The 25,851-nt window shown below is 37.4% G+C and carries 22 protein-coding genes; 12 read left to right on the top strand and 10 right to left on the bottom strand.

The window, feature by feature from the left end; genetic code table 11:
* Nucleotides 1-2: 2 nt before the first annotated feature.
* From JM84_RS09220 to JM84_RS09210, 3 genes are read left to right on the top strand one after another with little or no spacing between them, the layout of a single operon-like run.
* Entirely contained in the window at nucleotides 3-500 is a 498-nt protein-coding gene (locus JM84_RS09220; RefSeq protein ID WP_261375716.1) for a TrmH family RNA methyltransferase, read from the top strand.
* A gap of 22 nt (nucleotides 501-522) precedes the next feature.
* Nucleotides 523-1,620: an AI-2E family transporter gene (locus JM84_RS09215; RefSeq protein WP_144783876.1), complete on the top strand. Its 1,098-nt coding sequence runs from the start codon at nucleotides 523-525 to the stop codon at nucleotides 1,618-1,620.
* A complete protein-coding gene (locus tag JM84_RS09210) occupies nucleotides 1,620-2,801 on the top strand; it encodes a THUMP-like domain-containing protein (protein WP_144783874.1) in 1,182 nt (393 codons plus the stop codon). Before JM84_RS09215 ends, JM84_RS09210 begins: the two co-directional genes overlap by 1 nt.
* A 6-nt stretch (nucleotides 2,802-2,807) precedes the next feature.
* On the opposite strand, the gene JM84_RS09205 is transcribed toward JM84_RS09210, so the two are convergent.
* Nucleotides 2,808-3,047, bottom strand: coding sequence for a DUF1456 family protein (locus JM84_RS09205; RefSeq protein ID WP_013752290.1), 240 nt, complete (start codon nucleotides 3,045-3,047; stop codon nucleotides 2,808-2,810).
* Between the two features lie 251 nt (nucleotides 3,048-3,298).
* Between JM84_RS09205 and JM84_RS09200 the strand changes: the two genes are divergently transcribed.
* On the top strand, nucleotides 3,299-3,493 hold the full coding sequence (locus JM84_RS09200; protein ID WP_013752291.1) for a cold-shock protein: 195 nt from the start codon (nucleotides 3,299-3,301) through the stop codon (nucleotides 3,491-3,493).
* Nucleotides 3,494-3,589: 96 nt separating this feature from the next.
* On the top strand, nucleotides 3,590-4,372 hold the full coding sequence (rluF, locus tag JM84_RS09195; protein ID WP_013752292.1) for a 23S rRNA pseudouridine(2604) synthase RluF: 783 nt from the start codon (nucleotides 3,590-3,592) through the stop codon (nucleotides 4,370-4,372).
* Between the two features lie 99 nt (nucleotides 4,373-4,471).
* Here the strand turns inward: rluF and JM84_RS09190 are convergent, their stop codons facing one another.
* From JM84_RS09190 to JM84_RS09180, 3 genes are all read right to left on the bottom strand, one after another.
* Nucleotides 4,472-4,651, bottom strand: a complete 180-nt coding sequence (locus JM84_RS09190) for a hypothetical protein (RefSeq protein WP_144783872.1) — start codon at nucleotides 4,649-4,651, stop codon at nucleotides 4,472-4,474.
* A gap of 62 nt (nucleotides 4,652-4,713) precedes the next feature.
* Nucleotides 4,714-5,397, bottom strand: a complete 684-nt coding sequence (locus JM84_RS09185; protein WP_144783871.1) for an SIMPL domain-containing protein — start codon at nucleotides 5,395-5,397, stop codon at nucleotides 4,714-4,716.
* Between the two features lie 49 nt (nucleotides 5,398-5,446).
* Nucleotides 5,447-6,079 carry a rhomboid family intramembrane serine protease gene (locus tag JM84_RS09180; RefSeq protein ID WP_144783869.1) on the bottom strand — a complete coding sequence of 211 codons (633 nt, stop codon included), beginning with the start codon at nucleotides 6,077-6,079 and terminating at the stop codon, nucleotides 5,447-5,449.
* Between the two features lie 64 nt (nucleotides 6,080-6,143).
* On the opposite strand from JM84_RS09180, the gene JM84_RS09175 reads away from it, so the two are divergent.
* Nucleotides 6,144-7,052, top strand: coding sequence for a lysophospholipid acyltransferase family protein (locus JM84_RS09175; RefSeq protein WP_144783867.1), 909 nt, complete (start codon nucleotides 6,144-6,146; stop codon nucleotides 7,050-7,052).
* Between the two features lie 2 nt (nucleotides 7,053-7,054).
* On the opposite strand, the gene JM84_RS09170 is transcribed toward JM84_RS09175, so the two are convergent.
* The 3 genes from JM84_RS09170 to glmM all read right to left on the bottom strand — a co-directional run bounded on the left by JM84_RS09170 (nucleotide 7,055) and on the right by glmM (nucleotide 10,453).
* Nucleotides 7,055-8,560 carry an aminotransferase class V-fold PLP-dependent enzyme gene (locus JM84_RS09170; RefSeq protein ID WP_144783865.1) on the bottom strand — a complete coding sequence of 502 codons (1,506 nt, stop codon included), beginning with the start codon at nucleotides 8,558-8,560 and terminating at the stop codon, nucleotides 7,055-7,057.
* Nucleotides 8,561-8,650: 90 nt separating this feature from the next.
* Nucleotides 8,651-9,007 (bottom strand): hypothetical protein, encoded by a 357-nt coding sequence (locus JM84_RS09165; protein ID WP_144783864.1) that lies wholly within the window; start codon nucleotides 9,005-9,007, stop codon nucleotides 8,651-8,653.
* Nucleotides 9,008-9,064: 57 nt separating this feature from the next.
* Entirely contained in the window at nucleotides 9,065-10,453 is a 1,389-nt protein-coding gene (glmM, locus tag JM84_RS09160) for a phosphoglucosamine mutase (protein WP_144783862.1), read from the bottom strand.
* Nucleotides 10,454-10,661: 208 nt separating this feature from the next.
* Here glmM and JM84_RS09155 point away from each other — a divergent pair, with 208 nt between their 5' ends.
* From JM84_RS09155 to JM84_RS09140, 4 genes are all read left to right on the top strand, one after another.
* Complete coding sequence (locus tag JM84_RS09155) at nucleotides 10,662-11,246, top strand: ACP phosphodiesterase (protein WP_186439149.1); 585 nt, start codon at nucleotides 10,662-10,664, stop codon at nucleotides 11,244-11,246.
* A 33-nt stretch (nucleotides 11,247-11,279) separates the two neighbouring features.
* Nucleotides 11,280-12,971, top strand: a complete 1,692-nt coding sequence (ggt, locus tag JM84_RS09150; protein ID WP_013752300.1) for a gamma-glutamyltransferase — start codon at nucleotides 11,280-11,282, stop codon at nucleotides 12,969-12,971.
* A 159-nt stretch (nucleotides 12,972-13,130) separates the two neighbouring features.
* A complete protein-coding gene (locus tag JM84_RS09145; protein WP_013752301.1) occupies nucleotides 13,131-14,027 on the top strand; it encodes a serine hydrolase in 897 nt (298 codons plus the stop codon).
* Between the two features lie 26 nt (nucleotides 14,028-14,053).
* The gene (locus JM84_RS09140) at nucleotides 14,054-16,897 is read left to right on the top strand and encodes an Npt1/Npt2 family nucleotide transporter (protein WP_144783858.1); all 2,844 of its coding nucleotides are present in this window, start codon (nucleotides 14,054-14,056) and stop codon (nucleotides 16,895-16,897) included.
* A gap of 65 nt (nucleotides 16,898-16,962) precedes the next feature.
* On the opposite strand, the gene JM84_RS09135 is transcribed toward JM84_RS09140, so the two are convergent.
* The 3 genes from JM84_RS09135 to JM84_RS09125 form a co-directional block, all read right to left on the bottom strand.
* Entirely contained in the window at nucleotides 16,963-18,210 is a 1,248-nt protein-coding gene (locus tag JM84_RS09135; protein ID WP_144783856.1) for a serine hydrolase, read from the bottom strand.
* Nucleotides 18,210-21,128, bottom strand: coding sequence for a PEP/pyruvate-binding domain-containing protein (locus tag JM84_RS09130; protein ID WP_144783854.1), 2,919 nt, complete (start codon nucleotides 21,126-21,128; stop codon nucleotides 18,210-18,212). Before JM84_RS09130 ends, JM84_RS09135 begins: the two co-directional genes overlap by 1 nt.
* Nucleotides 21,129-21,339: 211 nt before the next feature.
* The gene (locus tag JM84_RS09125; protein ID WP_144783852.1) at nucleotides 21,340-22,542 is read right to left on the bottom strand and encodes a GAF domain-containing sensor histidine kinase; all 1,203 of its coding nucleotides are present in this window, start codon (nucleotides 22,540-22,542) and stop codon (nucleotides 21,340-21,342) included.
* A 302-nt stretch (nucleotides 22,543-22,844) separates the two neighbouring features.
* Between JM84_RS09125 and JM84_RS09120 the strand changes: the two genes are divergently transcribed.
* The gene (locus tag JM84_RS09120; RefSeq protein WP_013752306.1) at nucleotides 22,845-23,300 is read left to right on the top strand and encodes a MarR family winged helix-turn-helix transcriptional regulator; all 456 of its coding nucleotides are present in this window, start codon (nucleotides 22,845-22,847) and stop codon (nucleotides 23,298-23,300) included.
* A complete protein-coding gene (locus tag JM84_RS09115) occupies nucleotides 23,300-25,708 on the top strand; it encodes a 3-hydroxyacyl-CoA dehydrogenase/enoyl-CoA hydratase family protein (RefSeq protein WP_144783850.1) in 2,409 nt (802 codons plus the stop codon). The genes JM84_RS09120 and JM84_RS09115 overlap by 1 nt, the downstream gene beginning before the upstream one ends.
* Nucleotides 25,709-25,851 lie beyond the last annotated feature (143 nt).

Raw genomic sequence — 25,851 nt, 5'->3', positions numbered from 1 at the left:
CTGTGCAACTCGCCCATAATCATCATAAACCATCCACTCACAATAAAGAGATTATCCTCGTCTGTGAGCATATGACAAGCCCTGCAAATGCTGGAAGTATTTTTAGGCTAGCAGATGCCTTTGGTGTTAAAGAAATTATTTTCTGCGGCAATCAACCAGATACAGGAAGTAGCCGTTTACGTAAAACAGCTAGAAACACAGAAAAGACAATACCTTTTCGCGCAAGCGATACTATAAAAAGCACATTACAAGAACTACACGACCTTTCCTATACTAGTGTTGCCTTAGAGATCACATCAAATAGTAAACCGATAAGCACGATAGATTTTTCTAGACTAGATAAAGTTGCTCTTATAATAGGTGCTGAAAGCATAGGCATTACAGACGAAACACTGGAGCAATGCAATAATGTAGCGCATATTGCGATGTATGGTATTAATAGCAGTATGAATGTAGCGCAAGCTACAGGAATTGCGCTTTACGAACTTACTAGGTCATAAATATAGTATCTTGCACTCTTAAATGAAACCACTCAAAGCTAAAATAATAAGCATAGGCATACTACGAGCGATAGGCGTTGTAGTAGGTGTTCTCATGGTCCTATGGCTGCTTTACACCATCCAAAGTGTAATTGTATACCTAGCCGTTGCTGCAGTATTATCACTAGTAGGAAGACCTATTGTGAAGTTTTTACGCTATTCGCTTAAGTTTAGTCCGACCTGGGCATCTGTTGTCACCATTTTATTACTACTAATGATTATCATGGGCGTACTAGCTTTATTTATACCAGTGGTAATTGATCAAAGCCAGCATCTTAGTCAGATTAATTTTTATGATGTCAAGGTGAATATTAATCGATTGTACGGAGAAGTTGCTGCCTATTTTGGCATTAATAAAATGACCATCATACAGGGTGTACAACAAGCCGATTTTGTAAAGAATTTTGATTTTGGAATTATCCCAACCTTTCTAAATAGTATTCTAGGAAATCTAGGAGCTGCGGGTATAGGGATTTTTGCTATTATTTTTATCACTTTTTTCTTTTTGAAAGACAATAGACTTCTAGTAAATAGCTTGTTAGTATTTGCTAGGAGAGGTAATGAAGGTAAATTTTTACGTGTTTTTGAAAAGATTAAATACTTGCTATCTCGCTATTTCATAGGACTCATCATACAGGTGTTTACCATGTTTGTACTTTATGCGATTATCTTGCTTTCCTTTGGGATAGACAATGCACTTGCAATTGCATTATTTTGTGCGGTACTAAACCTAGTTCCTTATATCGGTCCGCTGGTAGGTGGAGGTGTCATGTTATTACTTGTGACATCTAGTAATATCAATATGGATTTTAGAACTGTGATATTACCTAAGCTGTTTTGGATTTTTATATGCTATGGAGCTGCACAAATGGTAGATAATTTTATCATACAACCATTCGTTTTTGGAAATAGTGTAAAATCACATCCCCTAGAGATATTTCTTGCAATCATTATTGCAGGATTACTATTTGGGGTATTCGGGATGATTCTTGCCGTACCTGTATATACTGCACTTAAAGTGATTTCTAAGGAATTTTTAAGTGAATACAAAATTGTTCAAAAACTTACACAAGATTTGTAATGAACACGATGCTTTTAAAGCCAGAAGTGCTTGATTATTTGAAGCTTCATGAGCAAACACCACTACACTCATTCATTCTCAAAGGTAGTCCGTTCAAAGAAATAAGCGTTCAAGAACTAGCGCAACAGCTAGAAGGCAAACGTAAAGCAAAGGGTAAATTACCGCTGTGGCATGAAACAGATGGGATTTTATTTCCACCTAAACTTAACCTAGAGCAAACCTCTTCACAAGCTACAGCTCGTTATAAAGCGAGTCTTATGGAAGGTAACCATATTATTGATGGAACTGGTGGGTTTGGTATTGATGCATTTTACTTTGCTCAAATAGCAAAGCATGTTACGCACATTGAAATGAATGGTGAGCTTTCCGCTTTCGCGAAAAATAATGCGCAAACACTACAGCAATCTAATATTGATTTTATAGTAGGTGATTCCATAGAATTCTTTTCTAAAACTGAGCAGAAGTTCGATACCATCTTCTTAGATCCAGGAAGACGTACATATGCAAAGGGAAAGGTGTTTATGCTCAAAGATTGCCTACCTAATGTTCCTTTATATAAAAATCTATTACTATCTAAGTGTGATAGCTTATGGATTAAAACTGCGCCATTATTAGATATATCTGCAGGACTAGAAGAACTACAACATGTTGCCGAAATTCATATCGTTGCACTTAAAAACGAGGTGAAAGAATTACTGTGGAAGCTATCGCCTAAGAAAATGAGTATACCTCAAGTTACCGTCGTTAACTTAGATACCGAAGATCCTACACTTACATTTGATTATACCGCAATTTTTGAGTCTACTCCCACATATGCAGCGCCTCAAACATATCTATATGAGCCCAATGCTGCACTTATGAAAAGCGGAGCTTTTCATTGGGCTTGTGATTATTTTGAAGTAGATAAACTACATGAGCACTCACATCTCTACACATCAGCAGAGTTAAAAGAATTTGCTGGAAGACGCTTCGAAATACTTGAGGTATTACCCTACTCAAAGAAAGTAGCAAAAGAGTTGCAAATCAATAAGGCAAATATCACCACCCGTAATTTCCCTATGAAGGTAGAAGATATACGTAAGAAGCTTAGGATTAAAGATGGAGGTTCTGTTTACTTATTTTTTACAACGCTTCAGGATGGAGCACTTGTGGTCATAAAATGTAACAAAATCAACTTGTAGTTTTACCTACTTCTTCTTAGGAGGCATCGGTCCACGCTTATGAATCACAAGACCATTTAAGAAATTACGTAAAAACTGATCGCCACACTCCATAAACTTAGGATGGTCAGGATTTCTAAAAATAGCTCCTAGTTCGCTCTTAGATACTTGAAATTCTACAAGCTTACAGATTTCAATGATTTCATCATCGCGCAATTGAAGTGCTACTCGTAATTTTTTAAAGATATCGTTGTTTGTAAGAGCCATACTTGTCTGTTTTAAGCGCAAGTTACGAGATTAGACAGACAATCTTTACGGTATAAGAGAACTAAATTAGTTAAATAGCAATTTATAGCACCCAATTTTTTACTGATCAAATGCCTATATAATGGGGATTACAAGGGTTTTAGCTTTCGCGAAAGCGTATAAAAAAACTATTTTAAAACAATTAACTACAATTAATAGTTTCTGTATTAAATAACTGTAAATTTGCAACTTAACATATTTAAATTATTACAATGCACAAAGGAACAGTAAAATTCTTCAACGACACTAAAGGTTTTGGATTTATCAATGAAGAAGAAGCAAACCAAGAGCACTTCGTACACGTAACAGGACTTATCGACGAGGTAAGGGAAGGTGACGCTGTTGAGTTTGAATTAAAAGAAGGTAAAAAAGGATTAAATGCAGTAAACGTCAGAGTAATTGACTAAGCACATATAACTTTTTAGTTCACTTTTATGAACTTGCAATGCCAGTCTTACGACTGGCATTTTTTTTGTCCAATTATATAGTACTTTTGTAGCTCTATGGAAGAAAGAAAACAAACACGCATAAATAAATATCTAAGTGAAGTGGGCTACTGCTCCCGCCGTGCTGCCGATAAATTGATTGAGCAAGGAAGAGTGACCATAAATGGTAGAATTCCAGAGATGGGAACAAAGATCTCTCAAGGTGACGAGGTTCATGTAAATGGCGAACTCATCTCTGCTCCTACAGAAAAGCCTGTTTATATCGCCTTTAACAAGCCTGTAGGTATCGTTTGCACGACAGATACACGTGTAGAAAAGGACAATATCATTGATTACATTAATTATCCTAGTCGCATATTTCCAATAGGAAGACTAGATAAACCTTCTGAAGGTCTTATCTTTTTAACTAATGACGGAGATATTGTAAATAAAATTTTACGCGCTCGTAACAATCACGAGAAAGAATACGAAGTGTGGGTAGATAGACCTATCACACCTTCTTTTATTCAACAAATGGGGAATGGCGTACCTATACTTGATACCGTAACACGTACCTGTCACGTAGAACAGTTAAGTAGATTTTCTTTTAAAATCATTCTTACTCAAGGGCTCAATCGCCAGATACGCCGCATGTGTGAAGCACTTGATTATGAGGTTACACGTTTAAAGCGTAACAGAATTATGAATGTTTCACTAGACGTGGAGGAGGGAAAATGGCGCTATATAACAGAAGAAGAAATGAAAGAAATCTATGTACTTGTAGCAGATTCTGAGAAAACACAGGCAGAAAAAGATGCCGAACCAAAATTTAAAGATTTAAGAAGTTCTAGAAATAGATAATATTTTAGTTGCGCTTTCGCGAAAGCGTTATCTTAAAATCTAGAAAATAAAAAAGGCAAAGAATATACATTCTTTGCCTTTTTCTATAAAAGCCTTTTACTATTGTTCTTTCTTAGCTCGTAATATATCCTCATCATTAGCCTCTTTCTTAGCTAAATCTGATTCTTCTCGATGTACACCATTTCCTATGGATATAGGGTTGGGATTATCTCTAACGATGCGTGCTTCTATTTCTTTTTCTCGCTCTGACTTATTTTTGTTTTCATCTAACTTTTTCATATACTAAAGATACTGAGCTATTCTAAATGATATGGTTAACACGTCGTTAAGAATAGTTAAGCTTAGTTTAATTTAAAACTCACCGCTATTTTAGTTGTGATAATAAGCTCACCAGGTGCAATAGTTTCTCCTCCTGAGTTGTCCATTTCCATAGACATCATTCTTGCTTTATACATAGGTGGCTGTGGTGAAGAAGTGCCTTGCTCACTTATTTGTACCGCCTTACCTATAGTCTGTCCTAGTGCTTCTGCATATGCTGTAGCTTTCTCTTTTGCATCCTTTATCGCTGCTATACGAGCGTCTGCCTTTAAAGCATCCATCTTAGACGATGTGAATTGTACATTATCAATACGATTAATACCAGAATTAAGAAGTCCAGTCATTACACCCTCATACATTTTTAATTCTTTGAGCTGTATAGTGAGCGTTTGGTTTGCGTTGTAATTATACGTCTTGCTGTTATAATCGTAATTTTTATTAAGATTAATGTATTCTGTTTGTACATACTTATTGTCAATTCCTTGAGAACGTAAAAACTTAATCACCTTGTCTATAGATTGATCATTTTCTGCCTTTACTTGTTGCGCTTCCTTTCCTTGAGTTTCTACGCGAACTTTTATCGCTACGCCATCTGGAATTACTTTTACAATTCCTTCTCCTGTGACATTTACAAGTGGTTCCATAGTATCAGTTTGTGCAGTTAGACTCATTACCGTAAATAATAATATTGCTGTTAGATATTTCATATTTGTTTGTTTTAGACAATTAAGATAACAAAGTTGATACCATAGTTTCTTAAATCTTTCCCATTTTAAATAAGACAAAGAAAACAAGAATGGGTGCTGCAAGCGCAAGCACAATAGGTAATCTAACTTCTAGGAGCTCTGGAACCGAAATGAGCGCGATTGCATAACCCGCGATAGCACCACCAAAGTGGGCATCATGCCCTATATTATCATTACGTTTTACCATGCCATAGATGGAGTAAATCATATACCCTACCCCAAATACCCAACCCGGTAAAAAGTAAATTTCTAGTCCTGGGTTAAGTAGAATACCGGCATACACAACACCCATTACTGCTCCACTAGCACCTACTGCCGAGTAATGATATTCATCTTTATGTAGAAAATAAGACAGAATGTTACCTAAGAGTAAACTGGATAGATATACCATTAAAAACTTAGGTACACCTATGGTATAGATCACAGCATTTGCAAAGAAATATAACGTGAGCATATTAAATAATAAGTGCTGCGTGTTTGCATGTAAAAAGGCAGAAGATACCATACGCACCTGCTCTCCTCTTCGTATAGCACCTATATTAAATTTGTATTTTTCAAACATCGAGTAGTTGTTGAAACCACTCATAGAGAATAAAACATTTGCTAAGATAATTGCAATTGTAACTGGATGTAAATCCGCCATAAATACTAAGTTTTACTTGTAAAGATAGCTATATTTGTGCTATCAATTTCTTAACAAAATCTGAATGAAAGTAGTTGTTTTCTGGTTATTCTATCCCCTTTTATGGTTACTCTCTGTACTTCCTTTTAGAGCCTTATACATCGTTTCAGATTGTTGTTACTTTCTTGTTTATCATGTCATAGGTTACCGTAAGAAAACGGTGAGACATAACTTAAGACTTACTTTCCCAAACAAGTCTAATGATGAGCTTAAGACTATTGAAAAAGAGTTTTATAGCCACTTTTGCGACATGTTTCTAGAGATGATCAAGTCTATGAATATTAAGAAAGAAGATCTCTTAGAGCGTTACCAGTTTACAAACAAGGAACTCATTACTCAATATGATAAAGATGGTTTGAGTACTTGCCTCATGATGGGACATTATGCTAGTTATGAGTGGATTTTTGCGCTACAACTTTCTATGGAGAATCCTGGTTATGCCGTATATAAAAAAATTAAGCATAAGCAATTTGATGACCTTATTAGAAAAATAAGAGGACGATGGAATACCTTTATGGTTGACTCAAAATTTACGGTACGACACATAAAACGTTTAGAAAAAGAAGGTAAAGTGGGTACTTATGGTTTTGTGGCAGATCAAACACCGAGTTATCACAAAGCGCATTATTGGACTCAATTTTTAGGGCATGAATTACCTTTCTTTACAGGTGTTGAGCGCATTGCTACCGAATTTGCATTACCTGTGATATATTTTGGAACCGAAAAAATAAGTAGAGGTCATTACAGAGGTACTTTTCAATTACTAACTCCTGATGGTTCAAAAACAGAAGAAGGTGAGATTACAAACGCTTTCGCGAAAGCGCTTGAAAAACAAATTATAGCGCGTCCAGAATATTACTTATGGACACACAAACGATTCAAATTTTTAGGAAAAAAGGAAGAGATCCTATCAAAAGTAAAGAAGCGTAAATAATCTTAAAACTCAAACCACTTATCTATTGCCTCACTGCGAGTCTGGGAGGTTGTTGCGTCATCTTTATGCAGGTATTCGTTTGAGTGGCTTTGGTAGTGGTAATCTTTTGACCATTCTTTATGATGTAAGGCTAGTTCCTTTATAGCGTTACAAGCATACATAACCTCAGCATCTGTAAGTGTTGGATGTATAGACATTCTAATCCAACCTGGTTTGTGAATTAAATTACCAGCGTCAATCTCGCAGGTAAGTGAGTTAGACGTTTTTTGATCTACGTTGAGCAAATAATGACCATAGGTGCCTGCACAGCTACAACCACCGCGCGTTTGTACTCCAAAACGATCATTAAGCATTTTTACGGCAAGGTTAAAGTGTAAATCATCAATATAAAATGAAATCACCCCTAGCCTATCTGTATGGTTACTCGCTAGAATATTAATGTCTGGCACCTCATTGAGTTCTTTCCAGATAATATCTATGAGCTCGTGCTCACGATTTATAATATTACCAACGCCCATCTCTTCTTTGAGCTTTATAGACAGAGCTGTACGTATGGTTTGTAAAAAACCTGGTGTACCACCATCTTCACGTTCTTCTATGTTGTCTATATACTTGTGTTCTCCCCATGGGTTTGTCCAAGAAACGGTACCTCCGCCTGGATTATCTGGTACGACGTTTTTATATAATCCTTTATTAAAAATCAAGACACCTGATGATCCTGGGCCTCCTAAAAATTTGTGTGGCGAAAAGAAAACAGCATCTAGCCGTTCTTCGGGATTTGCTGGGTGCATATCTATGTTAACGTAGGGCGCGCTGCAAGCAAAATCTACAAAACACAATCCGCCATGTGCGTGCATTAATCTTGCTACATCATGATATGGAGTTTGGATACCTGTTACATTACTACATGCTGTTATAGAAGCAATTTTAAACGGATGATTCTCATATTTAAGAAGTTCGTTTTCAAACATTTCTATACAAAAAAGCCCATCTTCTTTAGCAGGAACAACTACAACCTTAGCTGTAGTTTCTAACCAGGTAGTTTGATTACTGTGATGCTCCATATGAGAGATAAAAACAATAGGTTTTATCTCCTCTGGTACGGTTACAAACTTTTTTATATTCTCAGGTACTTTTAAACCTAGTATGCGCTGGAATTTATTGATCATTCCCGTCATTCCGTTACCTCCTACAATGAGAACATCATCTTGATCTGCATGTACGTGCTCTTTGATGATATCCTTGGCTTTGTGGTAACTCATGGTCATCGCAGTACCAGAGACGGTAGTCTCCGTATGTGTATTTGCCACATAGGGTCCAAAATCACGTGTCATTTTATCTTCAATAGGTCCGTACAGCCTCCCAGAAGCGGTCCAATCTGTATAGAGTAATCTCTGGGTGCCATAAGGTGAAGTAAAGAATTGATCCACACCTACAATGTTTTCGCGAAAGCGTGTAAAGTAATTCTCTAGTTTACCGCTAGACTTAATAGGATTTAATGTTTTCATAATCAAAACTTTAGGCTGTAAATTTATTAAAAAAGACAACAAAAAAGGAGCGCCGTGGCGCTCCTTTTTAAAATTGTATGAACATAAATTTTATTCTCTTACAACAAATTCATAGGTTCCAACTTTTAATGAGTCGACAATTTTTCGTCTTATATCATATACGATGATCTTTGATCCACGAGATGTTTTTTGAATAAGAGACAAACCTCTTCCATCGATTTTATTCCCTTTTACAAGAATTGATGGACGCTTGTCTACTCGTAATTTAAAATCTAATACTTCGTTTTCAGATTCCTCAGTATCTATTCTAAATTTTGACAAGTCCTCCTTAGTAATGAGCCTAATCGCTTGTCTTCTTTCTCCTTTAGGTGGAATAGTACTTTGTGAATAAACATTTACAGTACTTAAAAAAAATACTAGATAAAATAATATGCGATAATTAATCATAATAATAAGAATTTTGTGGAGACGAATACAATTTTATAATATTGTTATTATAAACAATTAAATACCTGCAACCTCCTTTATAGTAGCAATCATATCATTTGCGATTTGATCTGCATTTTCTTGCGTGCTTGCTTCTGTATAAATACGAATTATAGGCTCTGTATTAGATTTACGTAGATGTACCCAGTGGTTTTCAAAATCTACTTTTACACCGTCTACCGTTGATACATCTTCATTAGCATATTTAGCAGCCATTTTTTCTAGCAAAGCATCTACATCAAGCTCTGGTGTGAGTTGGATTTTTTGCTTACTCATAAAATATGGAGGATAACTAGCTTTAAGTTCGCTCACGGTAATTTTAAGCTTCGCAAGGTGCGTTAAAAATAATGCAGTTCCCACTAGGCTATCACGACCGTAATGCGAAGCTGGATAGATGATTCCACCATTTCCTTCTCCACCTATTACAGCGTTTTGGTCCTTCATAGTTTGTACTACGTTTACCTCTCCTACGGCACTTGCAAAGTATTCTCCGCCGTGTTTTCTTGTAATATCACGTAGCGCACGTGAAGAAGATAAGTTTGACACCGTATTACCCTTAGTCTCTCCTAGTACATAATCTGCACAAGCAACGAGGGTATACTCTTCTCCAAACATTTCTCCCTTATCATCTATAAAAGCCAGACGGTCTACATCTGGGTCTACTACGATACCAAAATCTGCATTTTCATCTACCACCATTTTACAAATGTCACCTAGGTGCTCCTTAAGTGGTTCTGGGTTGTGAGGAAACTCCCCGTTAGGTGTACAATATAATTTTACTGCCTCTACGCCTAGCTCTTCTAGTAATCTTGGTATTGCGATACCTCCGGTAGAGTTTACACCATCTACTACGACTTTAAATTTGGCAGCCTTAATAGCATCTACATCTACAAGTTCTAGAGCCTTTACTTCTTCAATATGCAAATCGATGTAAGCATCATTTTTTGTGATAGCACCTAGATCATCTACTTCAGCAAAAGTGAAGTCTTCATTTTCTGCATACTTAAGGATCTTCTCTCCCTCTACTCCGTTTAAGAATTCTCCTTTGCTATTTAATAACTTTAAAGCATTCCACTGTTTTGGATTGTGAGAAGCCGTGAGTATGATTCCACCGTCTGCATGTTCCATAGGCACCGCGATTTCTACCGTAGGCGTGGTAGAAAGTCCTAAATCTATAATATGAATCCCCATTCCTATTAAGGTATTCATCACAAGTTCTTGTATCATTGATCCAGAGATACGAGCATCACGCCCTACTACTACTCTATAGGTTTCTTTGTTACGGTCATTCTTGAGCCAGGCCCCATATGCTGCAGCAAACTTAACCGCATCTACTGGTGTTAAGTTATCTCCTGTGCGTCCTCCTATGGTTCCGCGTATTCCTGAAATGGATTTTATTAGTGTCATAAATTATGATATTCTGAGATTAGGTGTTAGTTGATTGATGACGCAAAAGTAAAGAATTGAACTCGATAGCACTTATGACGCAATTTAAATTATGTTTAAGTTTTTTTTGCTTTCGCGAAAGCGTAACTATCGCAACATTGATTTTTTGAGTAATATTTGCCCCATTACCATTGATAATACAACTTGCAACGACTATCTTGTTCTCTATATGAACTTTCTTGCACACATTTACTTTACAGACGGATTACCACAAGAAACCATAGGAAACTTTATGGCAGACGGTATTAAGGGTAAAAAATATTTAAAATACTCAGATGATATCCAAAAAGGGATTTTAATTCACCGCTGGATAGATAGTTATACAGACAGTCACCCTATTGTAAAACAAAGTACAAAGCGGCTTCACGAGAAATATGGACACTACTCTGGTGTGATAGTAGATATTCTATACGATCACTTTCTTGCCAAAAACTGGAAGAACTATCACGACGCGCCTTTAGACGTATACATCGCAGATTTTTATCAATTACTTGAGGATAATCACCATCTGCTCACGAGCCGAATTCAGAAAATGATGATCCCTATGATGAAACAAAACTGGTTACTCAGTTATGCGACTATGGAAGGAATAGGCACAGTGCTCTATAATATGAATATACGCACAAAGCGCCGCGTAGCGATGGATAAGGCTATAGAAGACCTAGCAGAACATTATGAAGCCTTTGAAGATGAGTTTACACGGTTTTTTGAGGAGCTGCAGGCATTTGTTGCATTAAAACTTAAAGAACTATAAGTTTGATATATTTACGTTAGAAAATTCAACTACATGAAAAAACTATTCTTACTGCTCTCCCCACTTTTATTTATCACTTGCAAAACAGAAAGACCCGCTCCTGAGCCCGTACATGGAGTAATTGCACAAAAAGCTATGGTAGTTTCTGCTCGAGAAGAAGCTTCACGCATAGGATCAGAAATTATGGAGCAAGGCGGTAATGTTTTTGACGCCATGATTGCAACAGATATGGCGCTCAACGTGGCTTATCCTTTTGCAGGAAGTCTAGGTGGTGGTGGTTTTCTAGTATATCGTACTAAGGATGGCGAGATAGGCGCGCTGGATTATAGAGAGATGGCTCCCGCAGCCGCTACGCACGATATGTATCTTGATCAAGATGGTAATGTGATTCCTAACTTGAGCACAGAGGGAAGCCTTGCTGTGGGTGTTCCTGGAGGTCTTGCGGGTATGTTTGCCGTTTATGAGAAGTTTGGCTCTTTACCTATGTCCCAGATTTTACAGCCAGTAATAGATCTTGCCCGCAATGGTTATGTGGTTACAGAAAATCAGGCAAAACGATTTGATGCGTTGCGCGAGAAATTTATCGAGCTTAATGGAGATAGTATTTTATATGCAAACGCTTTCGCGAAAATGTCTACCCTCAAAAATGAAGCCCTTGCAAAAACACTAGAGCGCATTGTTGTAAACGGTAAAGATGAATTTTACAAAGGAGAGACTGGACAGAAGTTAGTAAACTATCTACAATCAAAAGGTGGCATCATCACAATGGAAGATCTTGCTACTTACGAAGCAAAATGGCGCACTCCAGTAACTTTTGAATATGATAACCTAAAGATTATATCCATGAGCCCTCCTAGTTCTGGTGGTGTTTGCTTATCTGAAATCATGCAGATGATTGAACCTTACGACATCTCACAATATGGACATAATACAGTAGAAAGCATCCAGCTACTTACCGAAGCCGAGCGTCGTGCCTATGCAGATCGTAGCTTTTATCTAGGTGATCCCGACTTTGTAGAAATTCCGCTAGAAACATTACTCTCTGACGAGTATGCAAAAAATAGAATGGATACTTTTTCTTGGGATACCGCAACAAAATCAAGTGATATGAGCCACGGGAAGTTACCAGGTTATGAAAGTATGGAAACCACACACTACAGTGCGATAGATCAGTACGGTAATGCAATCGCCGTGACAACAACGCTTAACGGTGCTTATGGATCAAAATTATATGTAGGCGAGATAGGTTTCTTTTTAAATAATGAAATGGACGATTTTTCTAGCAAACCTGGAGTGCCTAATATGTTTGGCCTCATAGGTGCCGAAGCTAATAAGATTGAACCAGGGAAGCGCATGCTATCAAGTATGACTCCTACGCTAGTAGAAAAAGATGGGGAGTTCTGGATGACCGTAGGAACTCCTGGAGGCTCTACGATTATAACGTCTGTACTGCAAACGATACTTAACGTACATGAATATGGAATGACTATGCAAGAAGCGGTTAATGCACCACGCTTCCACCACCAGTGGTTGCCAGATGTTGTATTATTTGAACCAAATAGTTTCGATGCTGAAACTATAAAAAGATTACAAGAAAAGGGATATAATACTAATGAAGAGCAATCTCCAGTTATTGGAAAAGTGGACGGTATTTTAGTGCTTCCTGAAGGCACCTTAGAAGGTGGCGCAGATAGACGTGGAGATGATACTGCGGTAGGGTTCTAAATAGCTTGCCGAGTACAACACTCAATTTTATAATAACTTTAAGAATACAGTAAATACTATAGTTGATTATAGAACGTTTTTATCGTTTTAACAGTAAAGGTTGCTATCTTTGGCAGCCTTTTTGTATACTATAAGAAATCTTTAAAAAAACATATATTTATGAAATACATTGCGCTATTTATGTGCTCCTTCCTTGCCTCAATGATGACGGCACAAAATCTTCCACTAGCGGTAAGTGATGTCGCTCCATTAGAGACACATTCTAGTCCTATTCTTCAAGAACTACTTTCTCAAGAAATAGCAAAGAATCCTAAATGGAAGAGCATGGTCAAAGCAAATAAAATGTCTATAGGTATTGTAGATATGAGTAATGTAGATAGAATAGAATATGCAGGATTAAACGATGAGTTTATGATGTATGCAGCGAGTCTACCCAAAATTGCGATTTTACTTGCAGCTATGGACGCTATAGAAAATGGCGAACTCAAAGATTCTAAGGAAGTACGCAAGGATATGCACCTCATGATAAGTAAATCAAATAATGCTGCATCTACACGTATGATTGACCGTGTAGGTTATGAAAAAATAGAACAAGTACTACGTAGCGATCAGCTTAAACTTTATGATGAAGAAGTAGGTGGAGGTTTATGGGTAGGTAAAAGATATGCTGCTGGCGGAAGACGCCACCCAGAACCTATGAAAGGTCTCAGCCATGCTGCTACTGCAAGACAAGTGTGTAGTTTTTATTACCAACTTGCAATGGGAAATCTTATTAACCCAGCACGATCTTTAGAAATGCTTAAAATCATGAAAGATCCTGCATTACACCACAAATTTGTAAATACCCTTGATAAAATTGCTCCAAAAGCTGATATCTATAGAAAGTCAGGGTCATGGAAAAACTGGCACTCAGATTCTGTGTTAGTATGGGGACCTGAGCGTAAATATATTTTGGTTGCTCTTATAGATGATTCTCAAGGAGAGCAGATTGTTAGAGATTTAGTAATTCCTTTAGAAAAAGCAATGAAAAAATCACGAGCTTTAGCATTCAACTAGAGCATCTCACAATCCAAACATAATTAATGATAAAAAGACTTTATAAAAAAGCCTTTGATATAAGAGATGGTGAAATCACCATCTCTTTTTTTATGCAACTGTACATCTTTTTGGTGATTACAGTATTGCTCATTGTTAAGCCTACAGTAAATGCGCTTTTCCTCTCTGCACTAGGTGCAGAAAAATTACCGTACGGGTATCTTATGGTTGCTGTGGTAGCTATTGTTAGTTCGTTTTTTTATAACAAAGCGCTTAAACAGTATTCGTTCAAGAGAGTTGCGACAATCACACTCTCTGCTTTTTGTCTATTTTTCATTATTCTTTCTGTAGCGCTACACTTCAAGTTTCTTAATGTTTGGATACTTTATCTCTATTATGTTCTTATATCGCTTTTTGCAGTTGTAGTTACTTCACAGTTCTGGATACTAGCGAATATGGTGTACAATGCTAGAGAAGCAAAGCGCTTATTTGGTTTTATAGGAGCTGGTGCTATTGCTGGAGGTATTTTTGGAGGATATTTGACAACGCTTATTTCTGCCATGTTCGGGAATAAGGTTTCTATTCTCATAGCAGGTATTCTTATTCTCTCATGTGTGCCCATTTTACACCACATATGGAATTTAAGGCTCCGTACGCTTACCGTTTATTCTAGAAAGAAGGAAGTACATCAAGCAACTTCGCCAGACCGCAATGCGTACCAACTCATATCAAAATCAAAGCATTTACTATACCTCGCGTCTATAATTGGTGTAAGCGTAGTTGTTGCTAAGCTCGTAGATTTTCAATTCAGTGATTTTGCGCATAGAGCATTGCCAGATTCAGATGAGTTAGCTTCGTTTTTGGGTTTTTGGTTCTCATCATTTAATGTCGTTGCACTATTAATTCAGCTGTTTATCACAAACAGAGTGCTCAGTTATCTTGGGGTAACCTCAACCATGCTCATCCTTCCACTAGGGATTGCTTTGGGATCCCTCCTATTTCTTACGGTACCTGAGCTTTGGGTACTTATCATTATCAAAGGATTAGATGGTAGTTTCAAACAATCAATAAACAAAGCAGCTGCCGAGCTATCTATTTTACCCATACCTTATGCTATCAAAAATCAAGCTAAATCATTTATAGATATTGTGGTAGACAGTGTTGCTACGGGTCTCGCAGGATTTTTGCTCATTTTTGTTATAAAAGGAATGGAACTAGACACTAAGTTTGTGACAGTACTCACACTCTTTTTTCTATTTGTTTGGCTCATTTTAATTTACAAATTAAGAGATGCTTATTTTGACTCTTTCAGAACTAACCTGAAGAGCTTACTTCTCAATAAGGAGAGTTCTAAAAAGACATTCCAAGAAGATAGAACAATCTCTACCGCGAGACGTATTTTACAAACTGGTGAAGAACAAGAAATACTAACGCTCCTTACGAGGTTATCTACTACAAAACTCAATCCTCTTAAGTCACATATTGTAAAACTTCTCGATCACCCTTCTAACGCTGTAAAAAAAGCAGCTTTAGAAGAATTATATATTTACAAAGAAGGTACAGCGCTAGCTAAGGTGAAGACACTACTCTCTAACGAAGATGATGCGCTCACACTCGCTGTATTACAATACTTATTGCATCACACCCAATTAGAAGACGACAGCGTTTTTAACGAATACCTCAACCACGCTAATCAAAGAATATCAAAAGCGGCATTACTTTGTCTCGCACAAGATGCGCGCACTAATGATCGTCTTGCAACGCGATTTGACTTAAGAAATCGTATTACCAAAGAAATTGAGAGATTAGGAACTCCCGAAGGATTAGAAAATCAAAAAGAAACATCAGAATTACTGTTAACGATTGCATACTCTGGGATGAAAGAATTTTATTATTTCATTTCTATTCATTTTAGTAATAAGCAACGTTCTGTTGCTAGAAAAGCGATTCAAGCTGCAGGTATCACTACAGATCCATTGTTTGTAGGACATCTATTACAATATCTGGAGGATAAGGACTTACGTAAGACTGCTATAAAAAGTTTAACCCAGTACGGACCAGAAATTACCAAAACCCTGCTTCAGTTAGAAAGTGAGGATGCTTTCAGCCTTGACATAAAAAGAAATCTACCTAAGGTTATTGCAACTTTTAATTCTCAGAATGCAGTGCGCATTTTATATAAATTTCTAGCTAGTAATAATCTTATCGTACGTAAAAATGCCTCAAAATCACTGCTAAAGCTGAGCACACAAAATCCTTCTCTAGTAATTGATAAGCGACGTATAACGAGGTACATCCTAACGGAAAGCAACTATTATCAAAGTACTATAAATGCCCTATCAACTTTTTTAAAACTTGTAAATAACACAAGTATGCTGGAAAGCTCCACAGATAAACAAACAGAAATCTTACTCGCACGCGAGGCAATTGTAATGATTTTAAGAGAACAAGTAGATTTGAGTCTGAATAGTATTTTTACTTTACTGAGCATACGCTATAACCAAGACGACATTACAGCTGCTTTTCTAGGCTTAAAAAGTGATGATGATAATGCAAAAGTGAACGCTATCGAATTTTTAGATAACCTACTTCACATTAAACTTAAGAATAAGATCTTACCGCTGCTAGAGTACAATATTATTGAAACAGAAGGAGCAGATACAGCACACTTTGAAATAGAAGATCAGTCAGAATTTCAAACTATTCGTAATTTAATAAGAAACCGAAGCAGGCAAATGAATATCGCCATGCTACATCTTATAGAAATCTTAGAGGATGCGAGATACATTCCCATTACACAATCCTTTACTAAACATAGAAACAAAGGCATAAGCAAGCTAGCAACGAGAGTTCTTCAAGGTCTTAAAAGCTCTCAGAAAGCTAACAAATAATATAAAAAATGCCCATTAGATGAGTTCTAATGGGCATTTTTAAAGGTATTAATTAATTGTGATGACTAGGATGGATTCACCACCTCATCAATACTACTTGCTAGATACATGTGAGCTCCAGCAGAGTTTTTATTAAGCACATTGGTCATTAAGCAAACTATGTACTTCTTTCCATTAGGTTGCTCTACAATGATTACAGAGTTCATATAGTTATATACATTTCCGGCATAATCCTTACATCCTGGGTCTTTACTGCGATCACATTTATAAAATGATCCAGATTTAAAAAACACAGCGGCATCATCAAGTCTATTAGATTGTGCATAACGTATTCTTCTATCTGTCATATATAATAAACGCTTCATCTCTAGTGAGCTTTCTTCATCTATTACGTTTCCTTGCTCTAAGGCTACTAGAAACTTCATGAGTCCTTTAGGAGTTCCTATACTTCCACCTTCACGACCTACATATTTTCCGGCAGGTCTCGTAAACATCCCTCCTAGTCTCCAGTCATCTTCTGTTATCCCTAGCTCTCTTAGAGGCTGATTTACAACTCTGTTTGCTTGGCTTGTAAGAGAGTCTCTATCTGTCTCTACAAAGTAATTTTCAGACTCTTCTTCTGTTAAGTCTGCATAATCTCTTCCAAAGGCGTCTAGCAACATCGTTTCTCTATATAATACACTTGCAGCTCCGTTGTTACTTACAGACACCATATGATCTGCCCACTCGTATAATGAAAACTCATCACTTGCCACTACTTGGCGTTTTGTAAGCTTATCCTTTTCAATATCATAAATAGGAATGGTGTGATGATCTCCTGTACCCCAGTAACGTGCTTTTACGCGCTTATTACACATAAGTCCTGTACGTAGTGCAAAATCATCTGGATAAGTCTCTGCAAGCTCATTAAAAAAACCGTTTAGTACGGCAATTTTACCCACACTTCCTGGCTGGTAACCAGCGTTCTCTCTATGGGCTGCATATTTCAAGTTTTCTGGATCGCTCATATCAAGAACTGCAAGGGAGTAGTTTCCGCCAGGAGTGATTCTTGCAATAGCACGCGCAAATTCTGGATCTTCAACGAGAAGTGCACCAAGAGAATCTTGCTTTCGCGAAAGCAAATTCAACTTAATATCATTTAGTTTTAAATAAGCTCCATTAGGAATACGCTTATTAGTAATGCTATCCTTCTCCATTTTTTGAAGACGATACAATCTTTTGATTCCAGTGCTGTCATAGCCATCTATAGGATAGATCATCGTGGCAACAAGTGTGGATAATACAATAAATGTAAATGTGATAAATGTCTTCATTAGTTTATTGGTGCGTCTAAGGTTATTAAAAAGTCTTCATTAATTACAGGCGAAATAGATTCTAAATATTCAGAAGTCTTTGCCGTTTTATTCTCTACAAAAGGTCTAATCTGGAATAACCACAATTTGTCATTCTCAAATCCAAGCTCAACATCATAAGCTCCATCATAAGTAGATCCTGTCATTTCTGGAAGGCGTGTTCTTATAGACTGAGCTATTGCACGTATATCATTTATGTTTTTCTCGTTGAGTATTTGCTTATCAAAAGTGGCTATGTTCTTCTTAACACCTCCCGTTGCCGGCAAGCGTATATAATCTGCTTGACGTGCAGGAGAAAGTAACCTGCTGCCCGTTGCTGTTACAAGTCTAGTTTCGGCAGCTTGGCCATCTACTGCTCCTCCTGCACCACGGCTAAAGGCAATAGTAAGATCCTCATCTGTCCCTTGATTAATTCCTTTGGTAATCATCACTCCACTATAATCCACGTCTACAGATGGTATTATTAAAATGGATGGAAATACATTTTCTGGATTACTCAGATATTGCTGGCGCCACTTAAAGCTACGCTCCGTGTATGGAGAAGCCCAAACGTCTTTAATTCCTTTCAAGATTTTATCTTCATCAAGTATATTAAAGAGGGTCAAGTTCAATCCTGCGCCTGTAAACTCTTCAAGGTCTTCCATATTTGTATCACTACGTAAGAACACAGGTGTTTTGCCTATAGGTGATTTAAATACTTTTTGGAAATCTGCTCGCAAACTATTCACAAATGACGGTTTCAGCGTCATTAAATTGATAGCATCACGCAACCTCTTCAACTCTTCCACTTGGAAGGTCTCTATCTCTTTTGACGATGCGCCAGAGGTTTTCATGTCTTCCGCTTTCGCGAAAGCGTTATTTAAAAATTCCCAATAAGAACCATCATAGCTAGCCATCTTTTGATCCATATGATCTTTAAATATTCCGAAAGGAATCACAAGACCTTCTACCACCTGCTCTGGAAACATCTTTTTGAGCTGACCAAGATTTGCTGCTTTAGGACCTACAAGTTTTCCAGATGCACTTGCATCAAGATCTCGCATATTTATAATATCCTTTTTATCAAGTTGAATTTTTTCTACAGGTACCGTTACTTGGCTAGTAGAACGTTGTTTCTTTGTAAATAACTCACGTTCCTCATCTGTAATATCATCTTCGCCTTTTATGATAACACTTCCTTTATTTGAAACTGCATAAAACACGTTCTTACCGCTATACTTACTCAAATCCTGAAGGTTTTCTTGAGATAAGGCCGCATTAGGAATACCTAAATTTCTAGCAAGTAATTGCACGTGAGAAACAAGATTACCTTCTGACACAGTCATAATACCAGCAACGGGTTTAAGATCTGATGGCGGTTTTTCAAAAACGTAAATCTTCTCCGTATCTACCTCCACTCCTTCTGGAGATCCTTCTATAACCACAAGCTCACCATAAGCATAGCCAGGATTTAATCCTCTTACAGAAGATTGCCCATCTATATCCATCACCTTGTTTTCAAGTCCTGAATGCTTTGCGATAAAAGCTCCTAACGTACTTACACTCTCTCCTAAGTCAAGAGCAACAGACGAGCGTACACGATCATCTATGAAGCCATATGCCTTAGGCTCAAACTGCGCATAAATATCTACAATTTCTTGATAGTTTGCTTTTACCTGAGAAGCGCTCCACTCTACAAGTCCCCTTGATGTGGCAAGAAAATCGTTTAGTTGTGCAACACTCTTATCATTATGGTAGCTATCGGCGATGAGATAAGGCTCTACCGCTGCCCACTCATTCATTTCTATAAGTCCTGTTCCCGTTGCGGCATAACCCAACGTCTGTATCTTATATAGTAAACTCTTGAGTGTCTCTGGTTTCCACTCTTGTGTTTTTATAAGGAGTATATCTTCAAGCTCGTTAGAGAGGTCAAGCATTGTGAGCTTATCACTCCCTCTATCTAAAGTTTCTATCTCTTGGCGAATTAAACACAAAATGTCTGCAATTTCTGGCACTAATATTTCAGGAGAGGCATCACGCTCGCTGTTTGCAAGAAAGCTTGTTATACGTTCTGTGAGCTCATTTTTTACAGATACTTGATTTACTTGTGCTTGTAATTCCTTAAAGTTAATAGGTGCATAAAAAGCAGCCATTGTTTTTTCTAAAGCATCAAACTGAGATTTCAATTTATCAGAAAGATTGCCTTTATGCTTTGCTCTAAATTCTTGTACCATCTGGATATCACTCACGCTAGGTTTACCATGTATCTTAATACGGGCATCCATAAACTTAGGATAATCTTCGGCAAGGATTTTTGATTCGCTACGCATACGTTGTGCAATGTTACTATCACCATCGTGTGGTATATCTCGCAATGTTTGACGCAGTAAATAGTAATTTTGTCTTAGTCTCGTATCGCTACGCAGTAGCCACTCATAAAAGTCGATACCCCATGCTTCTTCATCTTCAGATTGTACAGCTCCTCTATAATATTGAGATTTGCGCTGCACCCATCCATCATCTACACTCCCCAAGTAGCGAGCAAGTTGATATTGTTTAATGCGGCTATGGTCGTTTGCCACATCCCAAAAAAGTTCTTTGTCTGTATTTGCAAGAATGTCTGCCACATATAAATGGTGCTTTTTACCTAGTGCGATAAGATCATCACTGTAACTAGCATGTTGTACTCCACCACCTATGTCATCTGGACAAGGGTCACGTGCTTCGCGCTGTGTACCATCTTTACAAAACCATTCAATCTTTTTGTAAGGACCACGAGCATTTTCTTTAAATGTTTCAATACTCTTTTTTATAGATGCAACAGGAAGGTCCTGCGCATACACTGTACTTGCTATACAAATAGTAAGGCATGTAAGCAATAACTGGGTAATTTTCAACATGTAGTCTTGTTTGATTTGATTGTTTGGACTAATATAGGTTAGTCCAAATTTGATTGACTAGAGATTAACGTAAATCTAAGTGATAATTAACTTAATAATAACGATTACAGTCTACAGCCATCCTATTTGGTAGCCATACACCTACAGTAAAATTTATAGGCTAGAATCATCATTAAAATGAAGCGTTACGCTTTCGCGAAAGCGTAATAACCTACCTTGCAATCGTGAAAATAAACTCTGTAAATTTCCCTAGCTCCGACTCAACTCTTATCGTACCACCAAGATTATTTACAAGTTTCTGCACCGTAGAAAGTCCAATTCCATGGCCGCGTTCTCCATTCTTATCAAGGTGTCCTACAGTACTAAAAAGAGTAAATATGCTATCAACCTTATCTTCTTCAATACCGCGACCATTATCTCTTACAGAAAATTCAAAATGCTTAGCCGTTTGTGTGGCTTTAATATCTATTACTGTATGCTTCTTATCATTATACTTAAGACTGTTTCCTATAAGATTTAAGAAAATCTGATCTAGTGCAGATCTGTTGCAATGTAATTCTATATTATTTTCTGGGAAATGAACTTCACATTCGTAGTTAATATTAAGAAGGTCTACAAGATCCTCAAGCATATCATTAAGCATGAATTCATGCACATCATCCTTATCATAAGCGGTACTCTCATAATGCGTAAGAATATTAGTGATATACTTACTCATAGACATAGATGACTTTTTAAGGTAGCTCAAGTAGTTTTTACCTTTTTCATCTATCTCGTCATTATATTTCTTCTTTAATATATCTGATGTAAGTATGAGGTTTGCTAGTGGCATCTTGAGGTCATGAGAAACAGTACCTGCAAAATCCTGAAGTAAAGAATTATGCTTAGTGAGGTTCTCCTTGGCAGCTCTTAGCTTAGCATTTACAGATCGTAATTCAAAAAGACGTTCTACCTGCTTACCTAAGGTAATGAGTGCTTCTCTTTGTTCCTGATTAAGTTTATTAGGCTTATGATCAATCACACATAATGATCCTACAGCCATCTTGTTCTTAGTACGCAATGGGATTCCAGCATAGAAAATAACTGGTGAATCACCCTTAGTAAGTGGGTTGTTTACAAACCTCAAATCCTTTGTAGCGTCTGGAATCTCAAAAATCTCATTAGGTGTTAAAATCGCGTGTGCACAAAATGAGCTATCTCGAGAGGTTTCACAAGGTGCAAACCCTACTTTAGACTTAAACCACTGTCTGTCTTCATCTACTAGAGTGACGAGGGCTACAGGCGTATTGCATATGTAAGTAGCAAGTTTAGTAATGTAATCAAAGTCTGGTTCTTGAGCTGTGTCTAGAAGTTCTAGACCATGCAAAGCTTTCATGCGCTTAAACTCATTTACTGGTGTTGCTGGTGCTATCATACTGGCGATACATTTTAAGAGCCGTTTTAGGGTGTTGAACAGTTCGGCTCAAGGGACAAAGATAATGGCTTCCTTTTAACGTTATAGCGTTTATACAATATCATTTTGACTGTATTGAATAGCATGAGACGATATAATAACATAGAATTTACAAAAATTCTACGAACTTGAGGTATATTACAGTCAATGTATTAGCAACTACTCAAGTAAAATAAATAGTAGAAATCAATAAAATTCATAAAAACTACTGTGCGTGCATAGTAAATTATTGTATATTTACAACGATTTCGGAATAAAACCCTATGAATGATAAAACAATAGACTACTGTTTGAGAGCCACTTGGCAAGCAGTTATGAAAATGTATAATGAACAAGCAGCAGAGTTTGATGTAACGATGGCCGTTGGTTTTGCCTTATTAAGTATAGATCCAGACCAAGGAACACCATCTACAGCATTAGGTCCTCGTATGGGTATGGAAGCTACTTCCCTATCTCGTACACTTAAGACTATGGAAGAAAAAGGCTTGATAGAACGCAAACCTAATCCAGCAGACGGACGCGGTGTTCTTATACATCTTACTCCATTCGGAAAAGAAAAAAGAGATTTCTCAAAAACAAAAGTAAAGACCTTTAATGGTGCTGTGAGAAATACTATAAGTGAAGAAAAAATCAACAACTTTTATGAAGTTATTGATACCATCAATGATTTGATTCAAAATAGAAAAGTTTTTAACCAAAAAGAAACCTTAGTAAAATAATGGCAAAACGTAGAATAAAGAAAGTAGCCGTCATCGGTAGCGGAATTATGGGAAGCGGTATCGCTTGTCATTTTGCAAATATCGGTGTAGATGTACTCTTACTAGACATCGTACCTAGAGAACTCAATGCTAAAGAGCAAGCAAAAGGTCTTACACTTGAAGATAAAGTAGTTCGTAACCGCATGGTAAACGATGCACTTACTACTGCTTTAAAAAGTAAGCCTTCTCCTATTTACAACCAGTCTTTTGCAAGTAGAATCACCACAGGAAACCTTGAGGATGATATTGCAAAAGTGAAGGATGTAGACTGGATTATAGAAGTAGTTGTAGAAAGACTTGACATTAAAAAGCAAGTTTTTGAAAACTTAGAAAAACACAGAACTCCTGGTACACTTATTACTTCAAACACCTCTGGTATTCCTATCCAGTTTATGTCTGAGGGTCGTAGTGAAGACTTCCAGAAGCACTTCTGTGGGACACACTTCTTTAACCCTGCGCGTTACCTGAAATTATTTGAAATCATCCCTGGACCAAAAACAGACCAGAGCGTACTTGATTTCTTAAACAACTACGGTGAGCAATTTTTAGGAAAAACATCTGTAGTAGCAAAAGATACTCCAGCGTTTATAGGTAACCGTATCGGTATCTTCTCTATCATGTCATTATTCCATACCGTTAAGGAAATGGGAATGACGGTTGAGGAAGTAGATAAACTTACGGGACCAGTAATAGGTCGTCCTAAGTCTGCAACCTTCCGTACGGTAGATGTTGTAGGTCTTGATACACTTGTACATGTTGCAAACGGTATTGCAGAAAACTGCCCTAAGGACGAAAGAAAAGAATTATTTGCCTTACCAGGTTTCATCAGCACGATGATGGAAAATAAATGGTTAGGTTCAAAAACTGGTCAAGGATTCTATAAAAAGAATGTTGATGCGACAGGACAAAAAGAAATCCTCACGCTAGACCTAGATACTATGGATTACCGCTCTGCAAAAAGAGCAAAATTTGCAACCTTAGAGCTTACTAAAACTATCGATAATGTATACGATCGTTTTAAAGTGCTTGTAGGTGGTAAAGACAAAGCCGGTGAATTTTACCGTAAGTCTTTTGCTCACTTATTTGCATACGTACAAAATCGTATTCCAGAAATTACAGACGAGCTTTACAAGATAGATGATGCTATGAAGGCTGGTTTCGGCTGGGAGCACGGACCATTCCAAATTTGGGATGCTGTAGGTGTAGAAAAAGGTATCGAACTAATGAAAGCAGAAGGTCTTGAAGTTGCCTCTTGGGTAACAGACATGACTGCTGCTGGAATCGAGACTTTCTATTCTGTAAAAGATGGTGCTACGCATGTATATTCCGCTTCCGCGAAAGCGCATGTAAAAAAACCTGGTCAAGATTCATTTATCATTCTTGATAACATTAGAAAGCAAACTGAAGTATTCTCAAACTCTGGAGTATCTGTACAAGATCTAGGAGACGGAATCTTAAATGTAGAATTCCGCTCTAAGATGAATTCTATAGGTGGTGATGTACTTGCAGGATTAAATAAGGCTATTGATATGGCCGAAACAAACTACGACGGACTAGTAATAGGAAATCAAGGGACTAACTTCTCTGTAGGTGCAAATATTGGAATGATTTTCATGTATGCCGTAGAGCAAGAATATGATGAGCTTAACGCTGCTATAAAATATTTCCAAGATACGTGTATGCGTCTTCGTTACTCTGCTATCCCTACAGTGGTTGCACCCCACGGTATGACATTAGGTGGTGGATGTGAGATGACACTGCACGCAGACCGCGTTGTAGCTGCTGCCGAATCTTATATTGGACTCGTTGAGTTTGGTGTAGGTGTAATACCTGGTGGTGGTGGATCTAAGGAAATGGCCTTAAGAGCATCAGATAAGTTTGATAAAGGTGATGTACAGTTAAACGTACTACAAGAGCACTTCCTTACTATTGGTATGGCAAAAGTCTCTACCTCTGCTCATGAAGCGTATGACCTTAACATACTTAAGCACGGTAAAGATATCGTAGTGGTAAACCGTGATCGTCAGATTGCAACGGCTAAGGCTGTAGCACGCCAGATGGCAGATCAAGGATATACACAACCGGTAAAACGTAATGATGTACTTGTATTAGGTAAGCAAGCATTAGGGATGTTCTTAGTAGGAACAGATTCTATGGAAGCTTCTCACTACATCTCTGAACATGACAAGAAGATTGCAAATAAACTCGCTTATGTAATGGCAGGAGGAGATCTTTCTGAACCTACAAGAGTTTCTGAGCAGTACTTATTAGACCTAGAGCGTGAGGCGTTCTTATCACTAGCGACAGAGAGAAAATCGTTAGAGCGTATCCAGCATATGTTACAGAAAGGAAAGCCTTTACGTAACTAATATATAAATGCCCTTAGCCTCCCCTTTGAAGGGGAGGTTGGTGGGGATGTATGAGTTTAGATTCTTATCAGTGTATAATTTTCTAATCATAACACAACATCTCCCCTAGCCCCTCTTCAAAGAGGGGGATTATAACCTAATAA

Source organism: Dokdonia sp. Hel_I_63 (genome assembly GCF_007827285.1).
Lineage (GTDB): Bacteria > Bacteroidota > Bacteroidia > Flavobacteriales > Flavobacteriaceae > Dokdonia.
This window is presented reverse-complemented; position numbering and strand designations above follow the sequence as displayed.